Genomic DNA, 24287 nt, shown 5'->3' with positions numbered 1-24287 from the left:
TCGACAACGAAGGGCGACCATGCCGTCGGCGCAGCTCGACTTCGCAAGTCAAGATAATGCATAACCAGCACGGCATGCGTTCAGCGATAGTTTGCTGACCTCAAATTGCGCGCTTGAGGGCGCGCGGAAACCAGCGCGCCGTAGTTCTTGCATTCCCGCTTGACTGACACATATCCCGACGGTTATGTATCAATCAATAACCAGCTAGTTATCGATTTCGATGCCCAACGCTCATGATCTGCTGTTCAGGACCCTCGCCGACCCGAGCCGTCGGGCGATCTTCGAGCGGCTGTGCCGCGAAGGAGAGCAGACGGTCGGGGCACTGACGGCCCGCGCCGGCATCTCGCAGCCGGCCGTCTCGAAGCATCTTGGCGTTCTGAAACAGGCGGGGCTGGTGCGCGACCGCCACGAAGGCCGCCAGACGCACTACAGCGCGCAGCTCGGCGCCCTCGCCCCGCTGATCGACTGGGCGAGCCAGATGCACGGCTTCTGGCAGAACCGGTTCGATGATCTTGAAGACCTGCTCAAACGGATGGACCAATGACAAATACCGCCCCCGAAACGCGCACTGTCGTCGTCGAACGCGAAATGTCGCATCCGCCGGAAAAGCTCTGGCGCGCGCTCACGCAACCCCATCTAATGGAGGAGTGGTTGATGAAGAACGACTTCAAGCCCGTCGTGGGTCACCATTTCAATCTTCGCGGCGATTGGGGTGGCGTGCTGGACTGCGAGGTCCTTGCCATCGAGCCGAACAAGGCGCTGTCATACACTTGGAATTTCAAGCACGACGATGCGGCCTTCAATCTAAAAAGTGTCGTGACTTTCACGCTGACGCCAACGCCCACAGGCACCCTCCTGCGCATGGAGCAGACCGGTTTCCGGCCGGATCAGAAGCAGGCCTATGGCGGCGCCCACGCCGGTTGGCAGCAATTCTTCGCCAAGCTGGAAGAGGTCGTGGCGCGGACGGATTGAACCGCCGCGTCACGCTCCGGCTCGTCTGAAAAATCTGCAAAAGGAGGGCTCATTGAACTGGAACACGTGGATTCGGCAGATTCACCGCTGGCTGTCGATTGCCTTCATGGTGACCGTCGTCGCCAATTTCGTTGCCATGGGACTGGGGGAGCCTTCCCCGTGGGTGGTATACTCCCCATTGCCGCCGCTCTTTATGCTGATGTTCACCGGCCTGTACATGTTCGTGCTGCCCTACGCCGCCAAATGGCGCAGTGGCTGACGTACCAGCGACAGGAGCGAACACAATGGCGCAAACGACGTCGAGAAGGCCGGCGAAGATCGCAAAGACGGCCGCCGCCAAGCAGGCTACAGCAAAGCCCGTCCTTCTCTCAGGCGGCAATCCTCAGATCGCAAAGGGATACGGCGATGCCCCCGTGCAGGCCTACATCGCGGCCATGCCGGGCTGGAAACGCGATGTCGGGCGCCACCTCGACGCGCTGATCGTCCACAACGTCCCCGGCGTGCACAAGGCGGTCAAATGGAACACGCCCTTTTATGGCGTCGAGGACCAGGGCGGCTGGTTCATCGCCTTCCATTGCTTCACAAAGTACGTCAAAGTGACCTTCTTCCGTGGCACGTCGCTCCACCCTCTTCCGCCCGGCGAGTCCAAGCACAAGGAAGTGCGCTATCTCGACATCTATGAGGACGGCCTTGACGAAGCGCAGCTTGTTGCCTGGGTGAAGCAGGCGAGCCAATTGCCCGGCGAACGATTGTGAGCGAATGACAACAGCCATGAAGAAAGCCACAATGAAGAAGAGCGGCGCGAGCGAAGGAAAAGGTGGAAGCTCTCCCTCTCAGCACATCGATGCGCGGATCGAGGAGCTGGGCGATTGGCGCGGCGAGATGCTCGCGCGGATTCGAAGCATCATCAAGCAGGCCGATCCCGAGGTGGTCGAGGAGTGGAAGTGGCGCGGCGTTCCGGTGTGGGAACACGACGGCATCATCTGCACCGGAGAGACCTACAAGGCGGTCGTGAAGATGACCTTCGCCAAGGGCGCCTCGCTGGAGGATCCGTCAGGCCTCTTCAACTCCAGCTTGGAGGGCAATACCCGGCGCGCCATCGATTTCCATGAAGGCGACAAGATCGACGAAAAGGCATTGAAGGCGCTCATTCGCGAGGCCGTGGCACTGAATACGTCGAAGCGACCCGCCAGCGCTCGGAAGAAATCAAAGAGCGCTTGAGCAAGCGAACGCGCTGGCCATCACCGAGGATGAAGCTGCAGCGCCAGCAATGCGAGCCGTTGCAGGACAACCGGGTCACGCTCTCCGCTGTGGGCGGCGCGCAGAATCGCTTCCGCGATCAACTGAACGTGGTGGGAATGGACGGGCTCCGGGAGCGTAGCGACGGCCGCGTCAAGCGCCTGCTCCATCACCGAGATGACCTCGGGCGGGAACGACGCGTTTGCAAAATCCTTCATGGCCGGCGGCTAAAAGAAAGCGGTCGCCGATGCGCCATGTAAACGGGACTACATCGGCAGCCGCTCGAGTTCATGTGTCTATCCCTGACACAGATTGCATAATTTTCCCGAGCTTGAATCGTTCCGATCACGCGAACAAAATCGCTGCGTCCGATCGACCCAAGCACGGCTGGACCAGCGGCTGGACCACCGGCACCGCACGATCGGACGCTTCAGGCGGCCGGATCCTGGTGCAGGTAACGGTCGTCAAACTGCGCCAATTCCGCGAGCCTTGTTTCGTCAAGCACGTGCACTTGCCCCCGGCTGACGTCGACGATCCCGTCCTCGCGCAGTAGCCTAATTATGCGGTTTGCATGCACTGGCGTGATGCCCAACGCCTCGCCAATCTGCTCCTGGGTAAGCGGGAATTCGAACGTGGCAGGCTCCGCGCCTCCCCTGATTGCAAGGAGACGCTCGCGAAGTTCGAGCACGATATGGGCAAGCCGGGCCGGCGCCGGCCGCTGTCCGACATTGACGATCCACTCCCGAAATATCGCGGCATCGATCAAGGTGTCGCGCCAGAGCGCATCCGCGACATTGGGTCTCGCATGCGTCAGGGTTCGCAGCGAAGCATGGCTGATGAACCCCAGCGTCGACGGAACCAACGTGGAGAGATCATGATCCATCCTGTGCAGGTGCAAGCTCTGAAGGTCGGGAATATCGCCGGGGATATGGATCGAGAGAATTTGCCGCTGGCCGGCCTCCGTCGTTTTGGAGCGGATACAGAAGCCCTCGACGATCAGGCAGCATTCCGACGGACGTTCGCCGTCAGATACGATTGCTCTTGCGCCTGCCCAGTGACGAACTGCAATCGGAAGCGAACGGATCGCGGCAATGTCGGCCGGATCGAGTTTCGAGACGGTTTCGAGCCGCCGCAACAAGCTTGCCACTACCGAATCCCGATCCACGCGCCTGTCCTGTTCGATTGAATGATCTCCTGCCTCTGAGACGAACGAAACCTGCCCGATGCCGGTTCCAAACAAAGGTTAAGGATAGGATTGCCGAGACGTGGAAGGGTCGAAGCCAGCAAGGAGATCCGTCCATGAAGAAAAAGCGTAATCGCAGCCGCCCGGCACTTCCGCTTCAGGAGCGCCTCAAGCAAATTGCCTTTCGCGCCCGCGAAAAGGCCGAGAGCTCACCGCCAGGACAGGAGCGTGATCGCTTGATACGGGCGGCGGTCGCGACCGAGTCGGCAGCGGTCATCGAACGCTGGCTGACGTCGCCTGGATTGCAGCGCCCGAAATAGCGCTGGGGTCTTCCGGCCTATCTGGATTTGTCGGCGCAGACGTGAATGACGTACAGCGGATTTGCGAATTCGTCGGTGACTTCCATCCGCCAGTCCTTGCCCGGACGCAGCCTCCCATCGAGATCCTGGATGATCTGCCCCGCCGTCACGATCGCCTCCCGCCAGGCGGCTTGCAGATCGGGCAGTTCCTCGCCTTCTTTATCGAGTTCTGCCCTGTCGTGATACACGTTGAAGAAGTAACGCGGCATGAGGACTGTTCCTTAATGTCGGGCCGCCTTTCGCTCGATCCGTACGCCTTTGAGCTTCGCGGTCGCTTTTTTTCTGGCTGGCTTCCTCACCGCCAAGTCCGTTTTCTGTGTCGGCTGCATGACACAGAAGTGAAGTCACGACCCTGCTAAATGTTCCTGCGCCGGAACGCAGTCGCCGGTGCGCGGCGCATGCTTGCGATTGAGCAAGGACAGCGGCGCGCTGCGCGGCCGTCCGCCTCTCGGCCCGATATGGAACGAATCGAAAAAAGCCAGCTTGATTCCCCGTTCTGCAGTCCGGGAGTTGTTGATGCGTAACGCCGGCTCGGGCCCGTCGATCGTGCCACACGGTGATGAGCACGACGTCTATATCGTCGAGCATGAATCCCTCGAACACGGCCGGGTCTGGGCAGAAGTCAGTTCCGAGAGCCCGGGATTCGAGCCGGTTGTAATGGACCTGCTCACCGGCCAGTACACCAATCCGATCCGGGTGGTTGCTTTCAACGTCGCCGCGGGGTGGTGTCGTGACGCTTCGGTGGAAGTCGCGCACGAGTTGCGGCGACGCTGCGACCTCCAGCTACGCGACATTCCGTTTTTCCTGCAGGATTTTGTCGATCGCTACGAGGGCCGCTATCAGGACATCCAATTGCCACTGCCGATGCGGCTGTACTAAGGCCTGTTGGGATTGATGGTGATGCGATGACGGTGGCGGCGAGATGGATGTCCGACCGGATCGGACCAGATTAACCATCTGACTGCGAAACTCCGCCTGATACGGCGATCGACGCCGAGGCATGGAACTCCTCCCTCAACGGAAAAGGTGTCCACGCAACCGGGTCAACTACACGCTGGCCAGCGCCTCAACACACACGCTTTGTCCAGCTTGCGACGTGCCGATCGTCTATCCGCCTTCCAGGTAGTGTGCCTTCTGCGACGGGTAGTAATCTTCGAATGACGGCAGCGCCTTGCCTTCACGCGCGGCGACCAGCATGTCGAGGTAGTACTCCCAGCCAGGCCCTACGTCGCCCGCGAGTTTCCGGTCGCTCAGGTGCTGCACAAAGCGAAGCTCGGTCGTGTCGTCCGTCTGCGTCGTCAACGTCAGCTCGATGCGCCACTCGCCGTAGTCATCCTTCATCATGACGACTAGGCGGCGCGGCGCCTCGCATTCTTCGATCGTCACGTTCGTCCACGGCTGGCCCTTCTCATGGACCAGTTGCAGCCGCACGATCTTGCCCGGGCCGGCGTCGCCTTCCCAACTGCCGAACCAGAGCGCGGTGTTCTCGGACTTCGTCACGCTCGTCCAGACGTCATCGATGGGTGCGCGGAACGTGCGCGTGAGGATCAGGTCGTTGCCACGAACGTGGCCGGTGGGCTTGGGGCTCATGCCGTCTCCTTTTTCTTGTCGTTCGCGGATTCGCGAGCTTACAGCGCACGCCGCCGCACCTACCAGTACACGGCAACTGCTCTCTCTCTGCGAGAGTGATCGTCACCCGTATGGGCGGAAGCCGCTCGCGGATTCCGGTCGCATCGCGACTAGAGCATGATGATTAGCTTAATTGCGACCACGAAGAAGGTGCGCTCCCTCTCCCGCCCGGGGGAGGCATAGCCGGCCCATGGCCGCCGTCCTTAGTTTAAGAACGCCGATGCGGAGCATCGGCTATGGGTGGGGGTGCCTCCGCGGCGATACTGCCCGAGTGGAGAGAGCCCCACCCGGCGCTTCGCGCCGACCTCCCTCGCAAGCGGGAGAGGTGAAGCGCGTCTGCGGCCAAGATCTAACCAAAAATCATCATGCTCTAGGTTCGGACAATTTCGTATGCCTCTCCACGCGAAATTATCTGGGCGGCATTCGCTCGAACTTCTGTAACGAGGAATCCATCTTGTCCCACGCATGGCCGCGGATGCCGTACGTGATCAGTTGCGGATTGAATAGGCTTGGGTCGTCCAGGCTGGCCGCGTGGACCGCTATCGGTTCCGGATTGGCGACGAATGTCAGGTAGACCGGCGTTCCACAGGTCGGGCAGAAGGCGTGGACCTTTTCATTCCCGTTGTCGTCCGCCACCCGCCATTGTTTCGCGTCGCCCGTAATTGCCACATCGGCTCGCCGGGGGAAGACCAGGTAGGATCCATGGCCCGTGCCGCTTCGTTTCTGGCAATCGCGGCATTGGCAGTGGCTCTCGACGATAGGCTCGCTGCTCGTCTCAAAACGGATCGCGCCGCACGCACACCCGCCGATAAAGGGCTTGGTCATGGTCATTCTCCCGCTTCTGATTGACACGGCAAGGGATCAGGCCGATTTCGGCTTGGCGAAAACGTCGAGGCCGTGGCCGGTTTCCAGCAAGGATTTCAGGCTGGCGAGGACGACCGGCCAACCTTTCTTGATGCCGTTCGCCATCCCGCTGCCGGCTTCGAGTTCGTCATGGGTGACCGTCAGCCGGACCATGTCCTCGTATTCCTCAGTCTCGAACGTCACCCGGCTGTAGGCGGAAGGATCGGAGGCCTGCGACGCGTTCGCCCAAGTGATGACGAGACGGGTCGGCGGCGAGACCTCGATGACCTTGCCGACCAGTTCGACGCTCCGTTGATCATTGGCGCGGACGTGCTCCCATTTCGATCCGGGATTCCACTCAGAGACGTTTTCGTGGCCCCAGTAGCGCCTTGCGATCTCCGGTTTCGTGATAGCCTCGAACACTTTTTCCGGCGTCGAGCGAATATAGGTCACGTAGACAAAGCTGGTCATCTCTTTGGTCATCGTCATTCTCCTTCGAGCTCTTTCTTCAGATCGTGCAGCAGGCTGAGCCGCTGTCGTTCGAATTTCCGCACCCACCGCTCGTAGACCTCATGAAGCGGCACCGGGTTGATGAAGTGCAGCTTCTCGCGGCCGCGCCTGACCGTGCTCACCAGATTGGCCGCCTCCAGGATTTCGAGGTGCTGCGTGGCCGATTGCCGGGCCATGTCCAGGTTTTCGCAAAGCTGGCCGAGCGTCTGCCCGTTCTTCTCACAGAGAAGATCAAGCAGCTTTCTGCGTGTCGGGTCGCCCAGCGCTTTGAAAACCTTGTCGGCCTGCATCGGTCTCACTCTATGAAGAACATAATATGCAGGTAAATACCTGCATGTCAAGCAACAGCCAAGCCCGCCCAGCAAGTCATTCGTCACCTTGCTGTGATTAGGAACGGAAGATCAGGACTAGCGATGGATCGCTATTGATCCGCGGATGTCGCATCCGTGCGCTGACGCGATCGCGCTTCTGCCGCCTGGATCGCGTGCCAGATGCGCGAGGGCGTTGCGGGCATGTCGAGATGGCGCACGCCGAGCGGCACAAGCGCGTTCATCACGGCATTCATGATCGTTGCGGGTGCTGCGATGGCGCCGGCCTGACCGCTTCCCTTGACGCCGAGCCGGTTGGCACGGCTTGGAAAATCAGGCGTGAGATCGCCCTCGAACGCGGGAAGATCGCCCGCGCGGGGCAGCGCATAATCCATCAGCGAGCCCGAGAGAATCTGTCCTGTCTCCGCATCGAACAGCGCGTGCTCGAATAACGCCTGTCCGATGCCTTGCGCGACGCCGCCATGCACCTGCCCCAGCGTCTGGCGAGGATCGAGCAGGCGGCCGTAGTCATCAAAGATGGCGTAGCGGTCGAGCCTCACCTCGCCGGTCTCGGGGTCGATCTCGACCTCCGCGACATGGCAGCCGTTGGGAAACGTGTAGCGGTCGCACAGATGAGTCGCCCTGTGCACCAGGCCCGGCGCTACGTCGTCGCCGGCTAGCTGATAGGAAGCGCGCGCCACCTCATCGAGGCTGATCTCCTGCCCGGTCGCGGCCACGCGCAACATGCCTGCTTCATACTGAACCGCATCCACGCCGGCCTGCAGCAGGCGCGCGGCAAGCCGCCGCGCATTCTCGATCAGGCCTTCCGCCGCCATCAACAGCGCGGTGCCGCCCTGATGCATCGAGCGCGCGCCGCCATGGCCGCCGCCTGAATCAAGATCGTCCGTATCGCCCTGCCGAAACCGGAAGCGCTCCAGCGGCAGGCCGAGCGTGTCGGCCGCGATCCGGGCGTAGGTTGATTCATGGCCCTGGCCGTTGGAATGCGTGCCGACCTTCAGGTCGATCAGGCCATCCTCACTGAACTGCACTTCCGCCACTTCATTGGGCTGGCCGCGCGCGGTCTCGAGAAAGCAGGCAAGCCCGAGGCCGCGCAGCCGGCCCAGCTTGCGTGAACTTCTCTGGCGCGACTTGAATCCCTCCGCGGCAGTGGCGGCGTGATCGATCGCGTGGGCAAAGCTGCCCTTCTCGACCGAAAGTCCCATCGCGCTGCTGTAAGGGAAGCGACGCATGATGTTCTTGCGCCGCAGCTTCAGCGCATCCATCCCGAGCTCGGCGGCTGCGGTATCGATGCAGCGCTCGATCAGATAATTTGCCTCCGGCTTGCCGGCGCCGCGATAGGCATCGATCGGCGTCGTATTGGTGAACACGCCCTTGGTCTCGAATGCGATCAGCGGAATGTCGTAGACGCCGCCCATCGCGCTTGCCATCGCCATGGTCGGCACGGCCGGCGCCACCGTCGAGACATAGGCGCCGAGATTGGCGAACACCCTGGTGTCGAGCGCCAGGAAGCGACCATCGCGATCGAGCGCCAGGCGAGCTCGAATGATGCTGTCGCGGCCATGCGCGGAGCCGGTAAAGTCCTCGCTGCGATCGCCGATCCACGTGACGGGACGGCCGAGGCGGCGCGCCGCCCACAGCACCAGCACCCACTCGGGATAGAGCACGTTCTTCATCCCGAACCCGCCGCCGACATCGGGAATGCTGACGCGAAGTTTTTCTCTGCCGATGCGAAAGACAGCGTCGGCGAGCAGGTCGCGGATGGCGTGGGCGCCGGCGGCTGAGGCGGTCAGGTGCAGCCGGCCGCTCGCGGCATCGAACTGCCCTATCGCACCGCGTGTTTCCAACGGCGCGGCGACGACGCGGTTGTTGACCAGTTCGCATTCCACGACGTGGGCGGCATCGCGGATCGCCGCTTCCACCGGGCCGATCTCGCCGCGGTTGAACTGGAACGCGATGTTGCCAGTAGCCTCCGGCCAGATCGACGGGGCATCCGGCAGAATCGCCGCTGCGATCGCGACAACCGGCGGCAGCGGCTCATAGTCGACGACGATGGCCTCGGCGGCATCGCGCGCGGCTTCGGCGGATTCCGCAACCACGAACGCGACCGGCTCGCCGACATGGCGCACCACGCCGCGCGCCAGCGCGTGATAGGGCGGCACCACGAGCGGCGCGGTCATCGGGATACTGGTCACCGCGCACGGCAACGGGCCGATATCGTCGGATGCCAATTCGGCTCCCGTGAGCACGGCCGCGACGCCAGGCCTCCTGCGCGCCGCCTCGATGCCGATCGCGGTGATGCGTGCATGCGCGTGCGGCGAGCGAACGACGACGCCATGAAGCGCGTCTCGCGACGCGAGATCGGCGACGTAGCGCCCGCGCCCCTGCACGAAGCGCGCGTCTTCAAGGCGGTCGAGGCTGCGCCCCAATAACGGTTCGATCATGTGAAGCTGTATGGAACCGGTCGACGGAAAAGGCAATCGCTAGCCCGCGACAGAACTCTACCGGGGATTGCACGTGCACTGGGTGCCCACCCATCCAGCTCGCAGCGCGACAACTCCTGCAGCGCACGCTGGGCAACGGATTTCAATCCGTCCAGGGTATCGTTGCCCCGCCTGGCAGCATTAATGAGTTGACTGCCGATGTGCTTGCGAGAGTCGTGGTCACCGCCAGGCGGCAGAGCCCAGCACACCTCTTCCAGGACGACGTCCGTTTGCGGCCGTTCGCTGATCCAGCTTGATCATCCCATATCTCATTCGACGGATTCTACTCGCACAATCGCCCGGTCGACTTTGACATCAATGCTGTCCGTCTTCCCTGAGCTTCGCGTTTGCCACCTCGCTCACCAATCGCGCGCTCGACCTCGTCGGCCAGAACGGCCAGGTGATCGGCCAATCTTTCGAACAACTCACGTTTATGAGGATTGGTCGCCAGCTTGCTGATCAATGCGCAATCCTCCGCATCGGTGCGCAGCCTTTCGAGTTGCGCCTCCATGTCATTCATGACGTGATTCCTCCCAGCGAAGCGGGCTTACGGCGCTCGCAGCCGGCGACCAAAGCCATTCGATCACACGGGACGCAGCTTCGATTTGACGGACTTTTCGCACCAGGCGCTCTCCTTAGAGGATTGGCAGGAGCGCAACTGGCGTTCTCATCACCGATAACTGCCGGGGGATAGACGGTGACACTCAAAGCGTGCGGCTGATGCAGCCAAGTCACCATAACAAAAGTCATGAGATGATCGATTTATTGCTGCGCGGCAGGAGGGGCTCGGTTCAAAAGCTGGGCGACGGCGGTCGCGATCTGCGCGGGAGCAAAGGGCTTGTTCAAAAGGATGCTGTCGGGCACCCCGTTTGATGCCCACTGATCGGCGGCCGCGCCGGTGATGTAGATAACCGGCATCTGCGGATGCACCTCTCTGGCGCGCTTGGCCACTTCCCAGCCGTTGAACCGGCCTGTGAGATTGATATCTGTCACCAAGGCGCGGTACTCGTCCTGTCGATCTTGCAGAAGCGTGACCGCCTCCTCGCCGGTGGCCGCAATCGCCACTTCAAAACCACCGTCCGAAAGAGCCTCTTCGATCACACCTTGGATCGACTGATCGTCCTCGACGACCAGGATCACGATCGGTTCGTTCCGCACGCCCGTCTCCCGCGCGCCACACGCCATTGGGGCGCTAAGCAGGACTAAGAACGCGCAATCGGTTTCGGTTCCTACAGGAGCTCAGAGCTGAACTTAAGTCTGATCAGCCACGGCGAAATGCAAGCAATGAGGGCGCGGCACCGTACCACAGGAACCAGCGGTCCCCACATGCGTCAGATATGAGGCTTCCGGTTCATCCCCGTCCTCGGAAGCATGGAATGCGGCATCGACGCTCTCCCCCTGGGCGCTGGTGCCGTTGCGTTCCACGAGCCGATGTGTTCGGCGCCTTGTCATACGATCGAGAGCATGCACAACCTCATCTCGATCGAGAACGGCTAGCAGCCGCTCTATCGTACTCGTTGCGTCCCAGGGCGACTCCGGCGCGATGTATTCTCCAAGGATGCGCCGGGCATCTTCAGTTGCCCTCAGTACGACGTCTTCATCCGGGGGGTTCATGTTATGCGCCTCAGCGAGCGCCGACTCAAACCGGGAGGATGAACTTCGTTCCTGCGCTGCTCGTTCGCAATCGGAAAATGGCCGCCGCAGGTTAGGCAGTCCAACGGGCAAAGAGGGCGATGGAAGGATCTTGCACCGACTGCTAGCGGGTATGGGTGAGAAACTGTTGCGCGGCGATAGCGCGGAGATGTCGCACCATGAGGATGGCCCCAGTCTGGGGGAAGCTGGGGCCGTTCTCGAAACCGTGCCGACCGGCGGCTCTGGTCGACACAGACCGCTAACGGCCTGTAGGCAAGCTCATTCCTATTTTCCAATTGTGCACTAGTGCACCGACAGCGGCGGTAAGGAAGCGTAACCTGTTGCACATCACCGCAAGGTACGAGGCAGTTATCGATGACGAGAACGCCGGTTGCGCTCCCGCCTTCGCTGCAAGGAAAGGAACAGCGCATGCAACGGCGCCGCCGATTCAAACAAACGACATCACTGGCCGAGCGATTGACCGAAGAGGCGAAACGCCTTCGAAAGGAAGCGCGAGGCACCCCTTCAGGACTCGCGCGGGAGCGACTAATCCGGAGAGCCAGGCAGGCTGAAACAGCCGTACACATTCAGGAGTGGCTTACATCGGCAGGACTGCGACTGCCAACCTAAGCCGGAAGAACGCCCTAGATTGAGCAGATCAACCTGGAACAGGCGGGTCCCTACTCAGGCTGTTGTGTACGCCGAGCGATTCGGAGCAGCGGCCCATTGAGGTCACGAGGTCCGGACTCCTAGGCGGCGTAGCCAGGCCTGTAAGATCGAAGCATCCCAACTCTCTCGCCGTCCCCGCAACGAGCTGGCCATCCACTCAAAGCGGGCTGGTCCGCTCTTGCCCCATCTCCATAGAGCTTTTCTCGACCTTGCTTTGGCGAAACGCCGAAGACCTTGCTTATGCCTCGCCTCTCGGGCGCTCTCGGCAATCGCGCGTTCGACCTCGCTGGCGAGCACGTTGAGATGAGCTGCAGTCTTTTCGAATAGCTCGCGCTTGTGTGGATTACCGGCAAGTTTGTTGATCAACGCGCAAATCCTCCGCCTCGACGCGCAGCTTTTCCAGCTGTCCGGCATGGCGGCTCCCCGTTTATTGCCGAGTATAGCTTAGGTCCGGCCGTGAAACCGGTCAGGAAAAAACGGCAAAGTGCTAGATCATCGGCTCAAGGTGATTGGATCCGTGTTCCGAAATCGAATCCGGGATTTCAGGAACATTGGCTGTTGGCCGAAATTGATCCTTCTCCACGCGGAGGATCATGAGATGTTCTCGATTTCATCTGGCGAACGAACGACTGCTAAACTCGCAGCCACGCTGACCGCCCTCGCCCTCTTCCCGGGCGAACTCGCGGCACAAGGACAGCCCGTCGAAACTGCCTCCCACCTTCCAGTGGCACTGTGGTTCATCGGTGCGGGTGTGCTTGGTCTGGTGCTGGCCTACGGCATCATGCGCAACAGACGCAGGACTCGCGGTGAAAAACAGATGACCGAACAGGCAACGAAAGACCTTTACGCGCGGGAGAACCGTGGCCCTTAACTGACCGCCTCTGATTCAGAGTGAGATCTCTCGCGCTGCGGTCTACGAGCAGGGGGTGCGCAGCACGGCTGAAGCCGCCCCAATGTCGAGGCACAAATCAGAACGACCCTAAAGGGCCTGTTCAACTAATCTAGCGATAGCCCTTGCACTTCACTTCTTCTTTGTATTCGCCGTTGCGCTCCCACTTGCGCTCGATCTTGCAGGGACCTCGGTAGAACTCCTGCTTGTAATCGCGGTCGTAATTGTAGGCGCGGTAAGCGCCACGATCATGCCTCCAGCGGCCATTACCGCTCTCGTCTTTCCATGGATCTGCTAGAGCCGGCCCGACAAACGTGGCGAGCACAGCCATTGCCGCGATAGCGCATTTCATTAGAAACGCCTCCTACATAGCGAAAAGGCCCGGCCGGTTTCCCGGCGCAGGCCGCCGCAATCCACTACTGGACTACACGAAGAAAATAATAGCCGAGACCACCGACTACGATGACGGTGGGGACGGCCCAGAGCAGTAATACTGGCATGGTCTCCTCCTCCTTCTAACCTGCATAAAACAGACGAAGGAACGAGAAGGTTCCGGGAACCGAGACTTTGGTTCTTGCGCAATTCATCTGCCAGTCCCGCCGTTCCGGACGAAGCGCATTCTTTTGCTGCTCAAGCTTCCAAATGACGGCGGACGTCAATACGCGCGTCGCTTCGACGCGAAATGCTCCGCATCGACGCGCAGCTTTTTCAGCTGCCTGCCCACGCAGATAGTTTTCCGTTTATTGCCAATGAGATTTGTTGCGGCTCTGGAACTAGAAGGAAAAAGTAGCAATTTGGAATGAACCAACGGGTCTAGATCGATTTGAACGCGTTGTGGCGTGGAGTTTTGTTGTGGCGTTTCAGCGTAAGAAGCCGGCGGCGGGGACCAAGGCGCCCTATCCGGGTTTCATCGAACCCGCGCTAGCCGCTTTGATCGAGAGAGTGCCGAGCGGCGATCGCTGGATTCACGAGATCAAGTTCGACGGTTACAGGGTACAGGTCCATCTCGCCAACGGCACCGTCAAAATTTTCACCCGCCGCGGCAACGACTGGACCCGGCGATTGCGCAAGATCGCCAGCGACGCCTGGCATATCGCCGCCGGCAGCGCGATCATCGACGGCGAGGTCGTCGTTCCCTCCAAAGACGGCACGACCGACTTCTCCGTGCTACAGAACGAACTGAAGGGCAAATCCAACCGGATCGTGCTGGTTGCCTTCGACCTGCTTTATCTGAACGGTTACGATCTGCGGACGCTGCCGCTGCACGAGCGCAAGGCGCTGCTGAGAAAGACCATCGACGGCACCGACGTCCAGTTCAGCGAAAGTTTTGAGATCGACGGCAGCGAGATGTACGCGCACGCCTGCAAAGTCGGGCTCGAAGGCGTCGTCTCCAAGGTGCGCGACAGCCGCTATCTCTCCGGCCGCATCAGGGATTGGGTCAAGAAGACCTGCGCGCAACGCGAGACGCTGACCATCGCGGGCTTTGCACTAGACGGCAATGACTGGGACGGCATCTATCTCGGCCGCCGCACCGGTAGCGACCTGATTTATGCCGGCAAGTGCGACCGCGGGTTCGACAAGACGTCGGCCGGCGAATTGCGCAAGCGTCTGACGCCGCTGATCCGCGAGCGCCAGCCCTACACCAAGAGGATCGCGCACAAGGGCATCTGGGTAGAACCGGAACTGCTGGTGGAGATCGAATACCGAGCCAAATCGGCCGAGGGCAAAGTCCGGCATCCATTCTTCAAGGGCCTGCGCGAGGACCTGTGATGCCCAAGGACGCGTTCGATCAATGGTGGGAGTGGGTCGAGAAACCGTCTGACAGCAAGCTCACAATCCCGGCTGCGATCCACGAGCCCATCATGCGGCTCGCGCCGGACGAGCGGCGCGATCGTGACAAGGTCAACGAGGCGGTACGGCAATGGCAGGGAGATGAAATTCCTAAGCCATAACCAGCGCGACCTCGACGGCGTCATCATGAGCTGGAACTGTGCAAATGACCTATCGGACGAGAAGCCGCCGCGGCGCAACGTGCGCCGCGAGATCGCAGATCGTCGCCTTATGCCGTGGCCGAGTGCTCCGCGCCCTGCAGCCTGCGCTTGCGCCAGACCGAGCCCACCAAAAGCACCACGGCGATGCCGATGAGTCCAAGGATCACCTCGCCGCCATGGCCGCCATTGACGAACTGCGGCGCCATGCCGATCGATTTGAGGACCCCATCGAGGCCGACACCGACCGGACCGTTGAAGAATGCGTGCAGAGACGGTTGCAGCGCCGGGTCGGTTGCCATCACCTCACCCGCGACCCAGCCCAGCAAGCCTGCGCCGGCCCACACCAGCGCTGGAAGACGCGTCAGCAACGCCATGATCAGCGCAGCGCCTGCGACGATCAGGGGAACGCTGATGGCAAGCCCGATGACGAGCAGCGGGATGCTCTCATTGGCGGCCGCAGCGACCGCGATGACATTGTCGAGGCTCATGACGATGTCGGCAATCGCCACGATCTGCACCGCTGCCCATAGATGCGCAGCCGCGTCGACGTCGCCCTCGTCCTCGTGTTCAGGCACCAGAAGCTTCGCCGCGATGAAGAGCAGGACCAGGCCGCCGACCAGCTTGAGGAATGGCAGCCCCATCAGCGTCACGACGATGCCGGTGAAGATAATGCGCAGCAGCACGGCAACGCCGGCGCCGAGAATCATGCCCCAGAACTTCTGGCGCGGCGGCAAGCTGCGGCAGGCCATCGCGATGACAAGCGCGTTGTCACCCGACAGCAGGATGTTGATCCACATGATCTTGCCGAGCGCGACCCAGAAGGCCGGTGTCTGCATCTCGGCGTGGAACTGGGTGAAGAACGCAGAAATCGTCGCAGGATCGAAGATTTGCAAGAGGCAGTTCACAGCGTTTCCCCCAGGCCTCTTCAGCCGTTGCGCGCGGCTATTGCGACCGCTCTTCCAATCGATTAGCCGACGATTTCGTTACCGGAAAAGAACTGCGCGATTTCGATCGCGGCGGTCTCCGGCGCGTCCGAACCATGCACCGAGTTCTCGCCGATCGACTTCGCATGGACCTTGCGGATCGTACCCTCCGCCGCCTTCGACGGATCGGTGGCCCCCATGACGTCGCGGTATTTGGCGATAGCGCCCTCGCCTTCCAGCACCTGCACGACGACCGGGCCGGAGGTCATGAAGTCGACCAGCTCGCCGAAGAATGGACGCGCCTTGTGAACGGCATAGAAGGTTTCCGCCTGTTCGCGGGTCATGCGAATGCGCTTCTGGGCGACGATCCGCAAGCCGGCCTTCTCGATCAACGCGTTGACGGCGCCGGTCAGATTGCGCGCGGTCGCGTCCGGCTTGATGATCGAGAAAGTGCGTTCAATCGCCATTGTTTACGTCCTTGCAAAACACGCTGATTGGAGAGTTGCGGGGGCTTATATCGGCGCTACCTCGCGACGGCAAGCGGCCCGGTGACGCGCCTGCCTCCCATTTTGGGCGCCTTTTCGTGCGGCACGTCACTCTGTAGGGGCGAAGATTGCCGCAATTTCATGGAGGTGAACCCACTCTGTAACTTGCGTCACGCCGCCATTCAGCTTCGCTGCCGTAGATTTTCCGACGATCGGACACCGGGCGCGCATCCGCGAGGCCCGGGGCGTTACGGGAGGCGATCTCACCGATGGCGCGCATTTTCGCGCCTGAACCTTGAGGAGACGATCATGTTACGCAAACTCTCGCTCGTTGCAGTGGCCGCGGCTTCGCTGGGCGCGGCTGCGCTGGCGCCGACATCGGCCTCGGCCGGCGGCTGGCGTCACGGCTGGCACCATCATCATCACCATCATCACGGCTGGCATCATCGGCATCACGGCTGGGGCTGGGGCCCGCGCGTCGTCATTGGCGGCCCGGCCTACTTCGGTGGCTATGGCGGCTGTTATGTGCGGCGTCTGGTTCCGACCCCCTGGGGCCCACGCTGGCGGCTGGTGAACCGCTGCTACTGAGCTGATTTGAGCTTCTCCCTGACTGACGCCCCGGCCGCCGCCGGGGCTTTTTTGTGCGGAAGCGAACAGCGTGATTCGACCACTTGCACGCGAACGCATGGGGCTCTGCACGGGAAACAAATTTCGCGGTTGTGACTTGATCCTTCATCATTGTTTCACTCAAGGCTTGCGAGCGCCACGACGTGGAACTCGCGAAGAGATCGCCGATGGATGGCCGAATCATTAGAGATTTCGAACAACTCGATCATAAGACATGGGTATCGATCTGCGACGCCATCGGCGAACGGCTTCAGCAAAACTTGCGCCCCGAAACTGAACTGCCACCGCGTCTACGAGAACTCGTCGACGAGCTGCGCCGCCGCGACAACGAGTTGCATTGAGGGCCGCTGAGCAACTGATTTTACCGATAAATGAGTTGCGTTTGGCACCGGCTCCGGTGACAACGCCGCATGCTTTCCATCACAGACATTTCGATCCGGATTGCCGGGCGGCTCCTGATCGACAACAGCACGGTGCAGATCGTGCCGGGTGCTCGCGTCGGCTTCGTCGGGCGCAACGGCGTCGGCAAATCGACGCTATTTCATGCGATCCGGGGCGACCTGCCGACCGAATCCGGCAGCATTAAGCTACCGCCGCGCTGGCGCGTCGGCAGCCTCGCGCAGGAGGCGCCGGACGGCCCGGAGAGTCTCATCAATGTCGTACTGAAGGCCGATCTGGAGCGCGATGCGCTGCTGCGTGAGGCCGAAACCGCCACCGATCCGCACCGCATCGCCGAAATTCAGACCCGGCTGGTCGACATCGACGCGCACTCCGCGCCGTCGCGCGCCGCGGCAATCCTGAGCGGCCTCGGATTTTCCGCCGCGGACCAGGCGCGGCCGTGCTCGGAATTCTCCGGGGGCTGGCGCATGCGGGTGGCGCTGGCGGCGACGCTGTTCGCGGCGCCGGATTTGCTGCTGCTGGACGAACCGACCAACTATCTCGACCTCGAAGGCACGCTGTGGCTGGAAGACCATCTTGCGAACTATCCACGCACCGTCATCGTCATCAGCCACGACCGTGACCTGCTCGACACCTCGGTCGACCAGATCCTGCACCTCGATCGCGGCAAGCTGACCCTCTACAAGGGGACCTATTCCTCCTTCGAGGAACAGCGCGCCATGCGCGAGATGCTGGACGCCAAGCACGCCAAGCGCCAGGCCGACGAGCGCAAGCGGCTGCAGGCCTTCGTCGATCGCTTCAAGGCAAAAGCCTCGAAAGCCCGACAGGCGCAATCCCGCGTCAAGATGCTGGAACGGATGAAGCCGGTTACCGCGTTGGTGACGCAGGATGTGCGTGAAATCACGTTCCCGACGCCGGAGAAGATGCTGTCGCCGCCGATCATCGCCGTCGACGACATCTCGGTCGGCTACGACCCGAAAAAGCCGGTGCTCAACCGCGTCACGCTGCGCGTCGACACTGACGACCGCATCGCCCTGCTCGGCTCCAACGGCAACGGCAAATCGACGCTCGTCAAGCTATTGGCAGGCAAGCTGCAACCCTTCTCCGGCCGGATCACACGGGCGGAAAAGCTCTCGGTCGGCTATTTCGCGCAGCATCAGGTCGACGAGCTCAATCTCGATGCCTCGCCCTACGATCATGTCCGCAGGCTGATGCCCGATGCGCCGGAAACCAAGGTGCGCGGCCGCACCGGCGCGATCGGATTTTCCGGCAAAGCCGGCGACACCCTGGTGAAGAGCCTTTCGGGCGGCGAGAAAGCGCGGCTGCTGCTCGGGCTCGCCACCTTCTTCGGCCCGAACATGATTATCCTCGACGAGCCGACCAATCATCTCGACATCGACAGCCGCGCGGCGCTGGCCGAAGCGATCAACGATTTCCCAGGCGCCGTCATCATGGTCTCGCACGACCGCTATTTGATCGAAGCCTGCGCCGATCAATTGTGGGTTGTCGCCAACAAGACGGTAACTACCTACGACGGCGACCTCGACGATTACAGGCGAATGGTGTTGTCGATCGGGGATAAGCGCGAGCGTGTCAAGGAAAGCGTGAAGCCCGAGCGCGCCAGGAGCGAAAGGCGATCACCGCTGAAGCAGCGGATCGTCGAAGCCGAGGCCGAAATCGAGCGCATCAGCGGCATCATCGCCAAGATCGACACCGCGCTTGCCTTGCCGGATCTGTTCACGCGCGATCCCAAGCAGGCCGCCCAGCTCAGCAAGGCGCGCGCCGGTGCCGAAAGCGCGCTGCGGCGGGCCGAGGAAGATTGGCTGGAGGCCAGTTCGGAATTCGACGAAGCGACGGGCTAGCTAAAACGGATCGTCGTCGGCGAATTTACGCCGCCGGCTTCTTCTTCGGCTTGGCACCCCTCGCCGGCGCCGCCGGCTCCGGTGCACGCTCGATCGACGTCAGGCGTCCGGCGGTGAAGGTATAAATGCCGGCCCGCTGGCCGCGCGAATAGTTGACGACCGCCACGCGGTCGCCGCGCGGGTTATTGGAAAGGCTGACACTGTCGGGCGCACCGATGCCGCGCACGACGTCGCATTCGGTATGGCCGAGCGCCACCGTTCCCGTCGTCGAAGGAGGCGGGTTGCCTGCAGCGCCATTCGCCAGCGCATTGGCATCGGTGCCCGGCGCTGCCATGCCGGGACAAGCGCCGTCGGCACTGACGAGTTCATCCGGCGTGACCGCTTTGGTCGGGGTGAGCGGCGGCGTTTCGATCGAGACGTTGCGGATGAACACGCGTCCGGAGCGCGAAAACCAGTCCGCATCCTTCGACAGCAGATCTGTACCCGAGCAGCCCGCAAGCGCAGGCCCGAGCAGCAACAACGTCAGCAGTGGCTTTCGATCGATTGTTCCGCGTCGCACGCTAAACCCCAGGCCCCCACCCTTACTGTAACCAGTTGTCCGACCATCACTTTGCGGCACGACCATGGCTACCCGCAAGGTCCAGCGCAGAAACCGCTGATTATCATTAATTCCTGTGGATCGCTATTGCCGCCGCTGCCACCGGCCTCGCTCATCGGCCTGCCAATAGGTCACCTCGAATCCCCGCGCCTTGCAATCGGCCCAGGCCCCGCGCGCAGCCGTCAGCGCATCGGCATCGTCACCGTTGAAAACCAGCACCACCCGCTCGTAGCTGTCGCAGTCGGCCGGCAAAGCCGCGTTGTCGATCAGGAACCTGACATTGGCCCCGTTCGGATTGCTCTCCTCGATCGAGAGAATGATGGGCTGGTCCTGGGCATCGCCGGCGCGCCATGTGGCATGCGGCAGGAACGAATCGTCGCTGTAGGTCCACAAATGCGCATCGAGCGCCTCGGTGCGCTCCGGCGAAGTCGATTGCACGACCACGCGCCAGCCTCGCTCGAGCGATTTTTCCAACAGCGGCGGCAATACGCTTTCGAGCGACATGGCCTGCAAATGGTAGAACAGGACTTCCGTCATCGCCTGCAACCGAACTATTTCGTGGCTTCGTAATATTCCGCGACCAGCCGGTCCAGCAGCCGAACGCCGTAGCCGGATCCCCAACTGTGGTTGATGTCGGTTTTCGGCGCACCCATCGCAGTTCCCGCAACGTCGAGATGCGCCCACGGCGTGTTGTCGACGAATCGCTGCAGGAACTGTGCAGCGGTGATCGAGCCGCCGTGGCGCCCGCCGGTATTCTTCATGTCGGCAAACTGCGAATCGATCAGCTTGTCGTATTCAGGGCCGAGCGGCATGCGCCAGACGCGCTCGCCGGTTTCATTTCCGATCTTGCTCAGCCGTTCCGCCAGTTCGTCATTGTTGGAGAACATGCCGGAATACTCAGTTCCGAGCGCGACCATGATCGCGCCGGTGAGCGTTGCGAGATCGACCATGAATTTGGGTTTGAACTTCTTCGCCACGTACCAGAGCACGTCGGCCAGCACGAGCCGGCCTTCGGCATCAGTGTTGATGATTTCGATGGTCTGCCCCGACATCGAGGTGACGATATCGCCGGGGCGCTGGGCGTTGCCGTCGGGCATGTTCTCGACCAGGCCGATGGCGCCGACCGCGTTGACCTTCGCTTTGCGCGCCGCAAGCGCATGCATCAGCCCGACTACGCAGGCCGCGCCTCCCATGTCGCCCTTCATGTCCTCCATGCTGGCGGCGCCCTTGATGGAGATGCCGCCGGTATCGAAGCAGACGCCCTTGCCGACGAAAGCAACGGGCTGATCTCCCTTCTTGCCGCCGTTCCAGCGCATGATCACGGTACGGCCGGGCTGGCTCGAGCCCTGCGCGACGCCGAGCAAGGCGCCCATGCCGAGCTTCTTCATCGCCTTGACGTCGAGCACCTCGACATCGACGCCGAGTTTCTTGAGCTGGCTCGCACGGCGCGCGAATTCCACGGGATAGAGCACGTTGGGCGGCTCGTTGACGAGTTCGCGCGCAATGATCACGCCGTCGACGACATGGGACGCGGGCCCAAGCGCCTTTCGCGCGGCGGCGACATCGTCAACGGCAATCGAAACGTCGGCGCGCAGCGCGCCGTTCTCGCCGTCCTTCTTCTTGGTCTTGTAGCGGTCGAACTTATACGCGCGCAGCCGGATGCCCGACGCGATCGCGGCGGCCGAATCGGGCTGCATCGCCCCCTCAGGCAGTTCGGCGATCACGGTGACCGATGTGCTGGCGGAGTTGAGCCTGCCCGCTGTCACCCCGCCGAACTTGAGAAAATCCCTCTCCTTGATATCGGCTGCCTTGCCGACACCAACGACGATCAGGCGCTCTGCCTTGATTCCATCCGGCGCCGGAATGTCGAGCGTCGATCCGCTCTTGCCCTTGAACTGATTGGCCGCCGCCGCCCGCTTGACCGTATCGGCCGCCTTCCCCAGCGCCTTCCGCGTCGCCTCGCCGAACTTCAATGCCTCGTCGCAAAACACCACGAGAACGGCGCGGGGGGCAGCGGAAAAAGCGACAAAGCCGACCTTCACGGCGTCGGTCATAGGTAAATCCTCCAGAATTCAGGGCTATCTTGCGCGGCCAGAATCGGTCGCATTATGGAATGTTCTCTTCGGTAACGGCCCAAATCGTTCAGGACCTGATGTTTTCGGCACTATGGCCTGTCTGCCGCGCCACTGCCAAGCACCGCCGTGGCTGGAACGCCACATGAGATGAATTCTTAACCGTATCGAGGGGACGCCACGGCCCAGCCATTTTGTTGACGGATCAAAGGGATGGTAGTGAGAATGTAGACGGCTGACGATTGGCGGCCCGACCATGGGGAACCCTCAAACGGGATTGGTCGGAGGCTGCCCTTTGGGCGTGCAAGGGTGGGATCGTGCGGTAACGATGGGGTCGATCGACAGGTACATTTTCCGCACGACGCTCGCGTCGTTTGCGCTGGTCTTGGTCAGCCTCACCGGCGTGATCTGGATTACGCAGGCGTTGCGCGGCATCGACCTGATGACCAGCCAGGGCCAGACCATCATCACCTTTCTCGGCATCACCAGCCTGGTGATCCCGGCGCTGGTTTTGATCATCGCGCCGATCGCGTTGATGATCGCGATCTCCCACACGCTGAACAAGCTCGCCACCGATTCTGAAATCATCGTGATGAACGCCGCCGGCTTCTCGCCTTTCCGGCTGTTCCGCCCATTTTTCTATGCCACCTGCGTAGTGGCGGCGATGGTTGCCTTCATCGGCTCCTATCTCGCGCCCGACGGCATGCGCCGGATCAAGCAATGGGATGCCGAAATCACTGCCGACGTCCTGACCAATATCCTGCAGCCCGGCCGCTTCGCCCAGCTCGACCAGAACCTGACGATTCGGATCCGCGAGCGCCAGCCGGGCGGCGTACTCGCCGGCATTTTCGTCGACGACCGCCGTGATCCCAAGGAGCGCGTCACCATCATCGCCGACCACGGCACGGTGCTGAAGAACGAGAACGGCTCCTATCTGGTGCTCGAAGACGGCAATCTCGAACGTTTCGAGACGGGAAAGCGCGATCCGGCCTTTGTGGCGTTCGTTCGTTACGCCTTCGACATGTCGAAATTCTCCAATCGCGGCCGCGACGTCGCACTGGGGATTCGCGAACGCTATCTCTGGGAGCTGATCTCGCCCTCGGAGAACGATCCGGTTTTCAAGCAATTATCCGGTCAGTTTCGCGCCGAGCTGCATGATCGTTTCCTGGCGCCGGTCTATCCCTTCGCCTTCGCGGTGCTGACGTTTGCTTTCCTCGGCACGCCGCGCACCACGCGCCAGAGCCGCAATTTTTCGATCGGCGGTTCGATCCTGGCGGTGTTTGGTCTGCGCATGGCGGGATTCGCCTGCTCGGTGATGACGGTGAAGACGCCAAGCATGGCTCTCGTGCAGTATTCAATGCTGTTCGGCGCGATCGGCGTCGGGCTGTGGATGATCATCCGCGGCATCGTGGTGGAGCCGCCGGCTGCACTGATGGAGGCCATCAACAGATCGAACGCACGCCTCGCTCGGCTCTTTGGACGGCCCGCCACCGCATGAGCATGGTAACCAACACGCTCGGACGATACTTCGCCGGCCGTTTCCTCGTCTCGGCGGTGGGCGTGTTCGCGAGCATTTTCGTGCTGCTCGTGCTGGTCGACTACATCGAAATGGTCCGCAAGACCTCCGGGCTGGTATCGGCATCGGCGATCACGGTGGCGCAGACGTCGCTGTACCGGGTGCCGCAATTGCTCGAAAAGCTGATGCCGTTCTGCGTGCTGATCGGCGCGATGACCTGCTATCTCGCGCTGTCGCGGCGGCTGGAGCTGGTGGTGGCGCGTGCGGCCGGCGTATCCGCCTGGCAGTTCATTTCGCCGGCGCTGGCAAGCTCGATCATCCTCGGCACCCTGGCAACGGTTGCCTACAACCCGATGTCGGCGAACCTGCGCGAACTATCCAAACGGATGGAGGCTGAACTGTTCGGCTCGGCGCCCGGCGGCGGCATTCAGGATGCATCCGGCTTCTGGCTCAACCAGGTCAACAGCGACGGCCAGTCGATCATCAATGCGGCCCGCAGCGAGCAGCAGGGCGTCCGGCTGACGGGGCTGACCGTGTTCCGATTCGATACCGATCTCCAATTCAAGGAGCGAATCGAGGCGCGCGAAGCCTACCTCGAAGAGGGCCGCTGGGCCTTCAAATCGGTACGTAGATACTCCCTGGATAAACCTCCGGTTGATCAGGAGAACTATTCCCTCTCGACCACCCTGACACCGGCCCAGGTTCGCAACAGTTTCTCCACCCCAGAAACCGTGTCTTTTTGGCAACTGCCCGGCTATATCCGCTCTTCCGAAAGCTCCGGCTTCGCGACCGCAGGCTACCGTCTGCAGTACCATAAGCTCATCGCACAGCCATTTTTGCTGGCTGCAATGGTGATGTTGGCGGCTTCCGTCAGCCTTCGCTTCTTCCGGATGGGCGGCGTGCAAAAGATGGTTTTAAGTGGCGTGGGCGCAGGGTTTCTGCTCTACGTTCTATCGAAAGTTACTGAGGATTTGAGCAAGGCTGAGTTGATGCATCCCATCGCTGCGGCGTGGTTGCCTGTCTGTGTGGGCGGCCTCACCGGCTTCTTAGCCTTGCTGTACCAGGAGGACGGGTAGTGGC

31 protein-coding genes are annotated in these 24287 nt (G+C 61.7%); 15 read left to right on the top strand and 16 right to left on the bottom strand.

Features of this window, described 5'->3' with window-relative positions:
• Positions 1-220: 220 nt before the first annotated feature.
• Genes KJQ96_RS08100 through KJQ96_RS08080 form a run of 5 tightly spaced genes read left to right on the top strand, consistent with a single transcriptional unit; the run spans position 221 to position 2193 of the window.
• The gene (locus tag KJQ96_RS08100) at positions 221-544 is read left to right on the top strand and encodes a helix-turn-helix transcriptional regulator (protein ID WP_213286144.1); all 324 of its coding nucleotides are present in this window, start codon (positions 221-223) and stop codon (positions 542-544) included.
• Complete coding sequence (locus KJQ96_RS08095) at positions 541-972, top strand: SRPBCC domain-containing protein (protein ID WP_213286143.1); 432 nt, start codon at positions 541-543, stop codon at positions 970-972. Before KJQ96_RS08100 ends, KJQ96_RS08095 begins: the two co-directional genes overlap by 4 nt.
• Before the next feature lie 52 nt (positions 973-1024).
• Positions 1025-1231, top strand: coding sequence for a hypothetical protein (locus KJQ96_RS08090; protein ID WP_213286142.1), 207 nt, complete (start codon positions 1025-1027; stop codon positions 1229-1231).
• A gap of 25 nt (positions 1232-1256) precedes the next feature.
• A complete protein-coding gene (locus KJQ96_RS08085) occupies positions 1257-1727 on the top strand; it encodes a DUF1801 domain-containing protein (RefSeq protein WP_213286141.1) in 471 nt (156 codons plus the stop codon).
• Between the two features lie 16 nt (positions 1728-1743).
• Complete coding sequence (locus KJQ96_RS08080; protein ID WP_213286140.1) at positions 1744-2193, top strand: DUF1801 domain-containing protein; 450 nt, start codon at positions 1744-1746, stop codon at positions 2191-2193.
• Positions 2194-2213: 20 nt separating this feature from the next.
• Here the strand turns inward: KJQ96_RS08080 and KJQ96_RS08075 are convergent, their stop codons facing one another.
• Positions 2214-2429, bottom strand: a complete 216-nt coding sequence (locus tag KJQ96_RS08075) for a hypothetical protein (protein WP_213286139.1) — start codon at positions 2427-2429, stop codon at positions 2214-2216.
• A gap of 212 nt (positions 2430-2641) precedes the next feature.
• Positions 2642-3358: a Crp/Fnr family transcriptional regulator gene (locus KJQ96_RS08070; RefSeq protein WP_309142381.1), complete on the bottom strand. Its 717-nt coding sequence runs from the start codon at positions 3356-3358 to the stop codon at positions 2642-2644.
• A 152-nt stretch (positions 3359-3510) separates the two neighbouring features.
• On the opposite strand from KJQ96_RS08070, the gene KJQ96_RS08065 reads away from it, so the two are divergent.
• Entirely contained in the window at positions 3511-3714 is a 204-nt protein-coding gene (locus tag KJQ96_RS08065; RefSeq protein WP_213286137.1) for a hypothetical protein, read from the top strand.
• A gap of 17 nt (positions 3715-3731) precedes the next feature.
• On the opposite strand, the gene KJQ96_RS08060 is transcribed toward KJQ96_RS08065, so the two are convergent.
• Positions 3732-3962: a DUF6894 family protein gene (locus KJQ96_RS08060; RefSeq protein WP_057846447.1), complete on the bottom strand. Its 231-nt coding sequence runs from the start codon at positions 3960-3962 to the stop codon at positions 3732-3734.
• A 199-nt stretch (positions 3963-4161) separates the two neighbouring features.
• On the opposite strand from KJQ96_RS08060, the gene KJQ96_RS08055 reads away from it, so the two are divergent.
• Positions 4162-4632, top strand: coding sequence for a hypothetical protein (locus tag KJQ96_RS08055; RefSeq protein WP_213286136.1), 471 nt, complete (start codon positions 4162-4164; stop codon positions 4630-4632).
• Between the two features lie 228 nt (positions 4633-4860).
• On the opposite strand, the gene KJQ96_RS08050 is transcribed toward KJQ96_RS08055, so the two are convergent.
• The 7 genes from KJQ96_RS08050 to KJQ96_RS08020 form a co-directional block, all read right to left on the bottom strand.
• Positions 4861-5343, bottom strand: a complete 483-nt coding sequence (locus KJQ96_RS08050) for an SRPBCC domain-containing protein (RefSeq protein ID WP_213286135.1) — start codon at positions 5341-5343, stop codon at positions 4861-4863.
• A gap of 447 nt (positions 5344-5790) precedes the next feature.
• Entirely contained in the window at positions 5791-6207 is a 417-nt protein-coding gene (locus KJQ96_RS08045) for a GFA family protein (RefSeq protein ID WP_213286134.1), read from the bottom strand.
• A 36-nt stretch (positions 6208-6243) separates the two neighbouring features.
• Positions 6244-6708: an SRPBCC family protein gene (locus tag KJQ96_RS08040; protein ID WP_213286133.1), complete on the bottom strand. Its 465-nt coding sequence runs from the start codon at positions 6706-6708 to the stop codon at positions 6244-6246.
• Positions 6709-6710: 2 nt separating this feature from the next.
• Entirely contained in the window at positions 6711-7025 is a 315-nt protein-coding gene (locus KJQ96_RS08035) for a helix-turn-helix transcriptional regulator (protein WP_028346460.1), read from the bottom strand.
• Between the two features lie 131 nt (positions 7026-7156).
• On the bottom strand, positions 7157-9505 hold the full coding sequence (locus KJQ96_RS08030; RefSeq protein WP_213286132.1) for a xanthine dehydrogenase family protein molybdopterin-binding subunit: 2349 nt from the start codon (positions 9503-9505) through the stop codon (positions 7157-7159).
• A gap of 322 nt (positions 9506-9827) precedes the next feature.
• A complete protein-coding gene (locus KJQ96_RS08025) occupies positions 9828-10064 on the bottom strand; it encodes a hypothetical protein (protein WP_213286130.1) in 237 nt (78 codons plus the stop codon).
• A 242-nt stretch (positions 10065-10306) separates the two neighbouring features.
• Positions 10307-10729, bottom strand: a complete 423-nt coding sequence (locus KJQ96_RS08020; RefSeq protein WP_213286129.1) for a response regulator — start codon at positions 10727-10729, stop codon at positions 10307-10309.
• A 1714-nt stretch (positions 10730-12443) separates the two neighbouring features.
• Here KJQ96_RS08020 and KJQ96_RS08015 point away from each other — a divergent pair.
• The gene (locus KJQ96_RS08015) at positions 12444-12716 is read left to right on the top strand and encodes a hypothetical protein (RefSeq protein ID WP_213286254.1); all 273 of its coding nucleotides are present in this window, start codon (positions 12444-12446) and stop codon (positions 12714-12716) included.
• A 130-nt stretch (positions 12717-12846) separates the two neighbouring features.
• Here KJQ96_RS08015 and KJQ96_RS08010 read toward each other — a convergent pair whose 3' ends face one another.
• Positions 12847-13086 (bottom strand): hypothetical protein, encoded by a 240-nt coding sequence (locus KJQ96_RS08010; RefSeq protein WP_213286128.1) that lies wholly within the window; start codon positions 13084-13086, stop codon positions 12847-12849.
• A gap of 500 nt (positions 13087-13586) precedes the next feature.
• On the opposite strand from KJQ96_RS08010, the gene ligD reads away from it, so the two are divergent.
• Together ligD and KJQ96_RS08000 are read left to right on the top strand one after the other, a co-directional pair.
• A complete protein-coding gene (ligD, locus tag KJQ96_RS08005; protein ID WP_213286127.1) occupies positions 13587-14504 on the top strand; it encodes a non-homologous end-joining DNA ligase in 918 nt (305 codons plus the stop codon).
• Positions 14504-14686: a hypothetical protein gene (locus tag KJQ96_RS08000; protein WP_213286126.1), complete on the top strand. Its 183-nt coding sequence runs from the start codon at positions 14504-14506 to the stop codon at positions 14684-14686. Before ligD ends, KJQ96_RS08000 begins: the two co-directional genes overlap by 1 nt.
• A gap of 107 nt (positions 14687-14793) precedes the next feature.
• On the opposite strand, the gene KJQ96_RS07995 is transcribed toward KJQ96_RS08000, so the two are convergent.
• Both KJQ96_RS07995 and ndk read right to left on the bottom strand, forming a co-directional pair.
• Positions 14794-15630, bottom strand: coding sequence for a TerC family protein (locus KJQ96_RS07995; protein ID WP_213286125.1), 837 nt, complete (start codon positions 15628-15630; stop codon positions 14794-14796).
• Positions 15631-15692: 62 nt separating this feature from the next.
• Complete coding sequence (ndk, locus tag KJQ96_RS07990; RefSeq protein ID WP_057846437.1) at positions 15693-16115, bottom strand: nucleoside-diphosphate kinase; 423 nt, start codon at positions 16113-16115, stop codon at positions 15693-15695.
• Between the two features lie 327 nt (positions 16116-16442).
• Here ndk and KJQ96_RS07985 point away from each other — a divergent pair, with 327 nt between their 5' ends.
• From KJQ96_RS07985 to KJQ96_RS07975, 3 genes are all read left to right on the top strand, one after another.
• On the top strand, positions 16443-16721 hold the full coding sequence (locus tag KJQ96_RS07985; RefSeq protein WP_213286123.1) for a sulfur globule protein precursor: 279 nt from the start codon (positions 16443-16445) through the stop codon (positions 16719-16721).
• Positions 16722-16927: 206 nt separating this feature from the next.
• Positions 16928-17101: a hypothetical protein gene (locus tag KJQ96_RS07980; protein WP_213286122.1), complete on the top strand. Its 174-nt coding sequence runs from the start codon at positions 16928-16930 to the stop codon at positions 17099-17101.
• 69 nt (positions 17102-17170) lie between these two features.
• On the top strand, positions 17171-19021 hold the full coding sequence (locus KJQ96_RS07975; RefSeq protein WP_213286121.1) for an ABC-F family ATP-binding cassette domain-containing protein: 1851 nt from the start codon (positions 17171-17173) through the stop codon (positions 19019-19021).
• 25 nt (positions 19022-19046) lie between these two features.
• On the opposite strand, the gene KJQ96_RS07970 is transcribed toward KJQ96_RS07975, so the two are convergent.
• From KJQ96_RS07970 to KJQ96_RS07960, 3 genes are all read right to left on the bottom strand, one after another.
• Complete coding sequence (locus KJQ96_RS07970) at positions 19047-19580, bottom strand: hypothetical protein (RefSeq protein WP_213286120.1); 534 nt, start codon at positions 19578-19580, stop codon at positions 19047-19049.
• Between the two features lie 123 nt (positions 19581-19703).
• Positions 19704-20156 carry a DNA polymerase III subunit chi gene (locus KJQ96_RS07965; RefSeq protein ID WP_028346466.1) on the bottom strand — a complete coding sequence of 151 codons (453 nt, stop codon included), beginning with the start codon at positions 20154-20156 and terminating at the stop codon, positions 19704-19706.
• A 14-nt stretch (positions 20157-20170) separates the two neighbouring features.
• Complete coding sequence (locus KJQ96_RS07960; protein ID WP_213286119.1) at positions 20171-21673, bottom strand: leucyl aminopeptidase; 1503 nt, start codon at positions 21671-21673, stop codon at positions 20171-20173.
• Between the two features lie 346 nt (positions 21674-22019).
• Here KJQ96_RS07960 and lptF point away from each other — a divergent pair, with 346 nt between their 5' ends.
• Together lptF and lptG are read left to right on the top strand one after the other, a co-directional pair.
• Positions 22020-23189 (top strand): LPS export ABC transporter permease LptF, encoded by a 1170-nt coding sequence (gene lptF, locus KJQ96_RS07955; RefSeq protein WP_213286242.1) that lies wholly within the window; start codon positions 22020-22022, stop codon positions 23187-23189.
• Positions 23186-24283 (top strand): LPS export ABC transporter permease LptG, encoded by a 1098-nt coding sequence (lptG, locus tag KJQ96_RS07950; protein ID WP_213286240.1) that lies wholly within the window; start codon positions 23186-23188, stop codon positions 24281-24283. The genes lptF and lptG overlap by 4 nt, the downstream gene beginning before the upstream one ends.
• The last annotated feature ends 4 nt before the right edge of the window (positions 24284-24287 follow it).

This window comes from Bradyrhizobium sp. sGM-13 (assembly GCF_018398875.1).
Taxonomy (GTDB): domain Bacteria; phylum Pseudomonadota; class Alphaproteobacteria; order Rhizobiales; family Xanthobacteraceae; genus Bradyrhizobium.
Note: the sequence above shows the minus strand (reverse complement) of the source record. Positions and strands in the feature narration are given on the sequence as shown.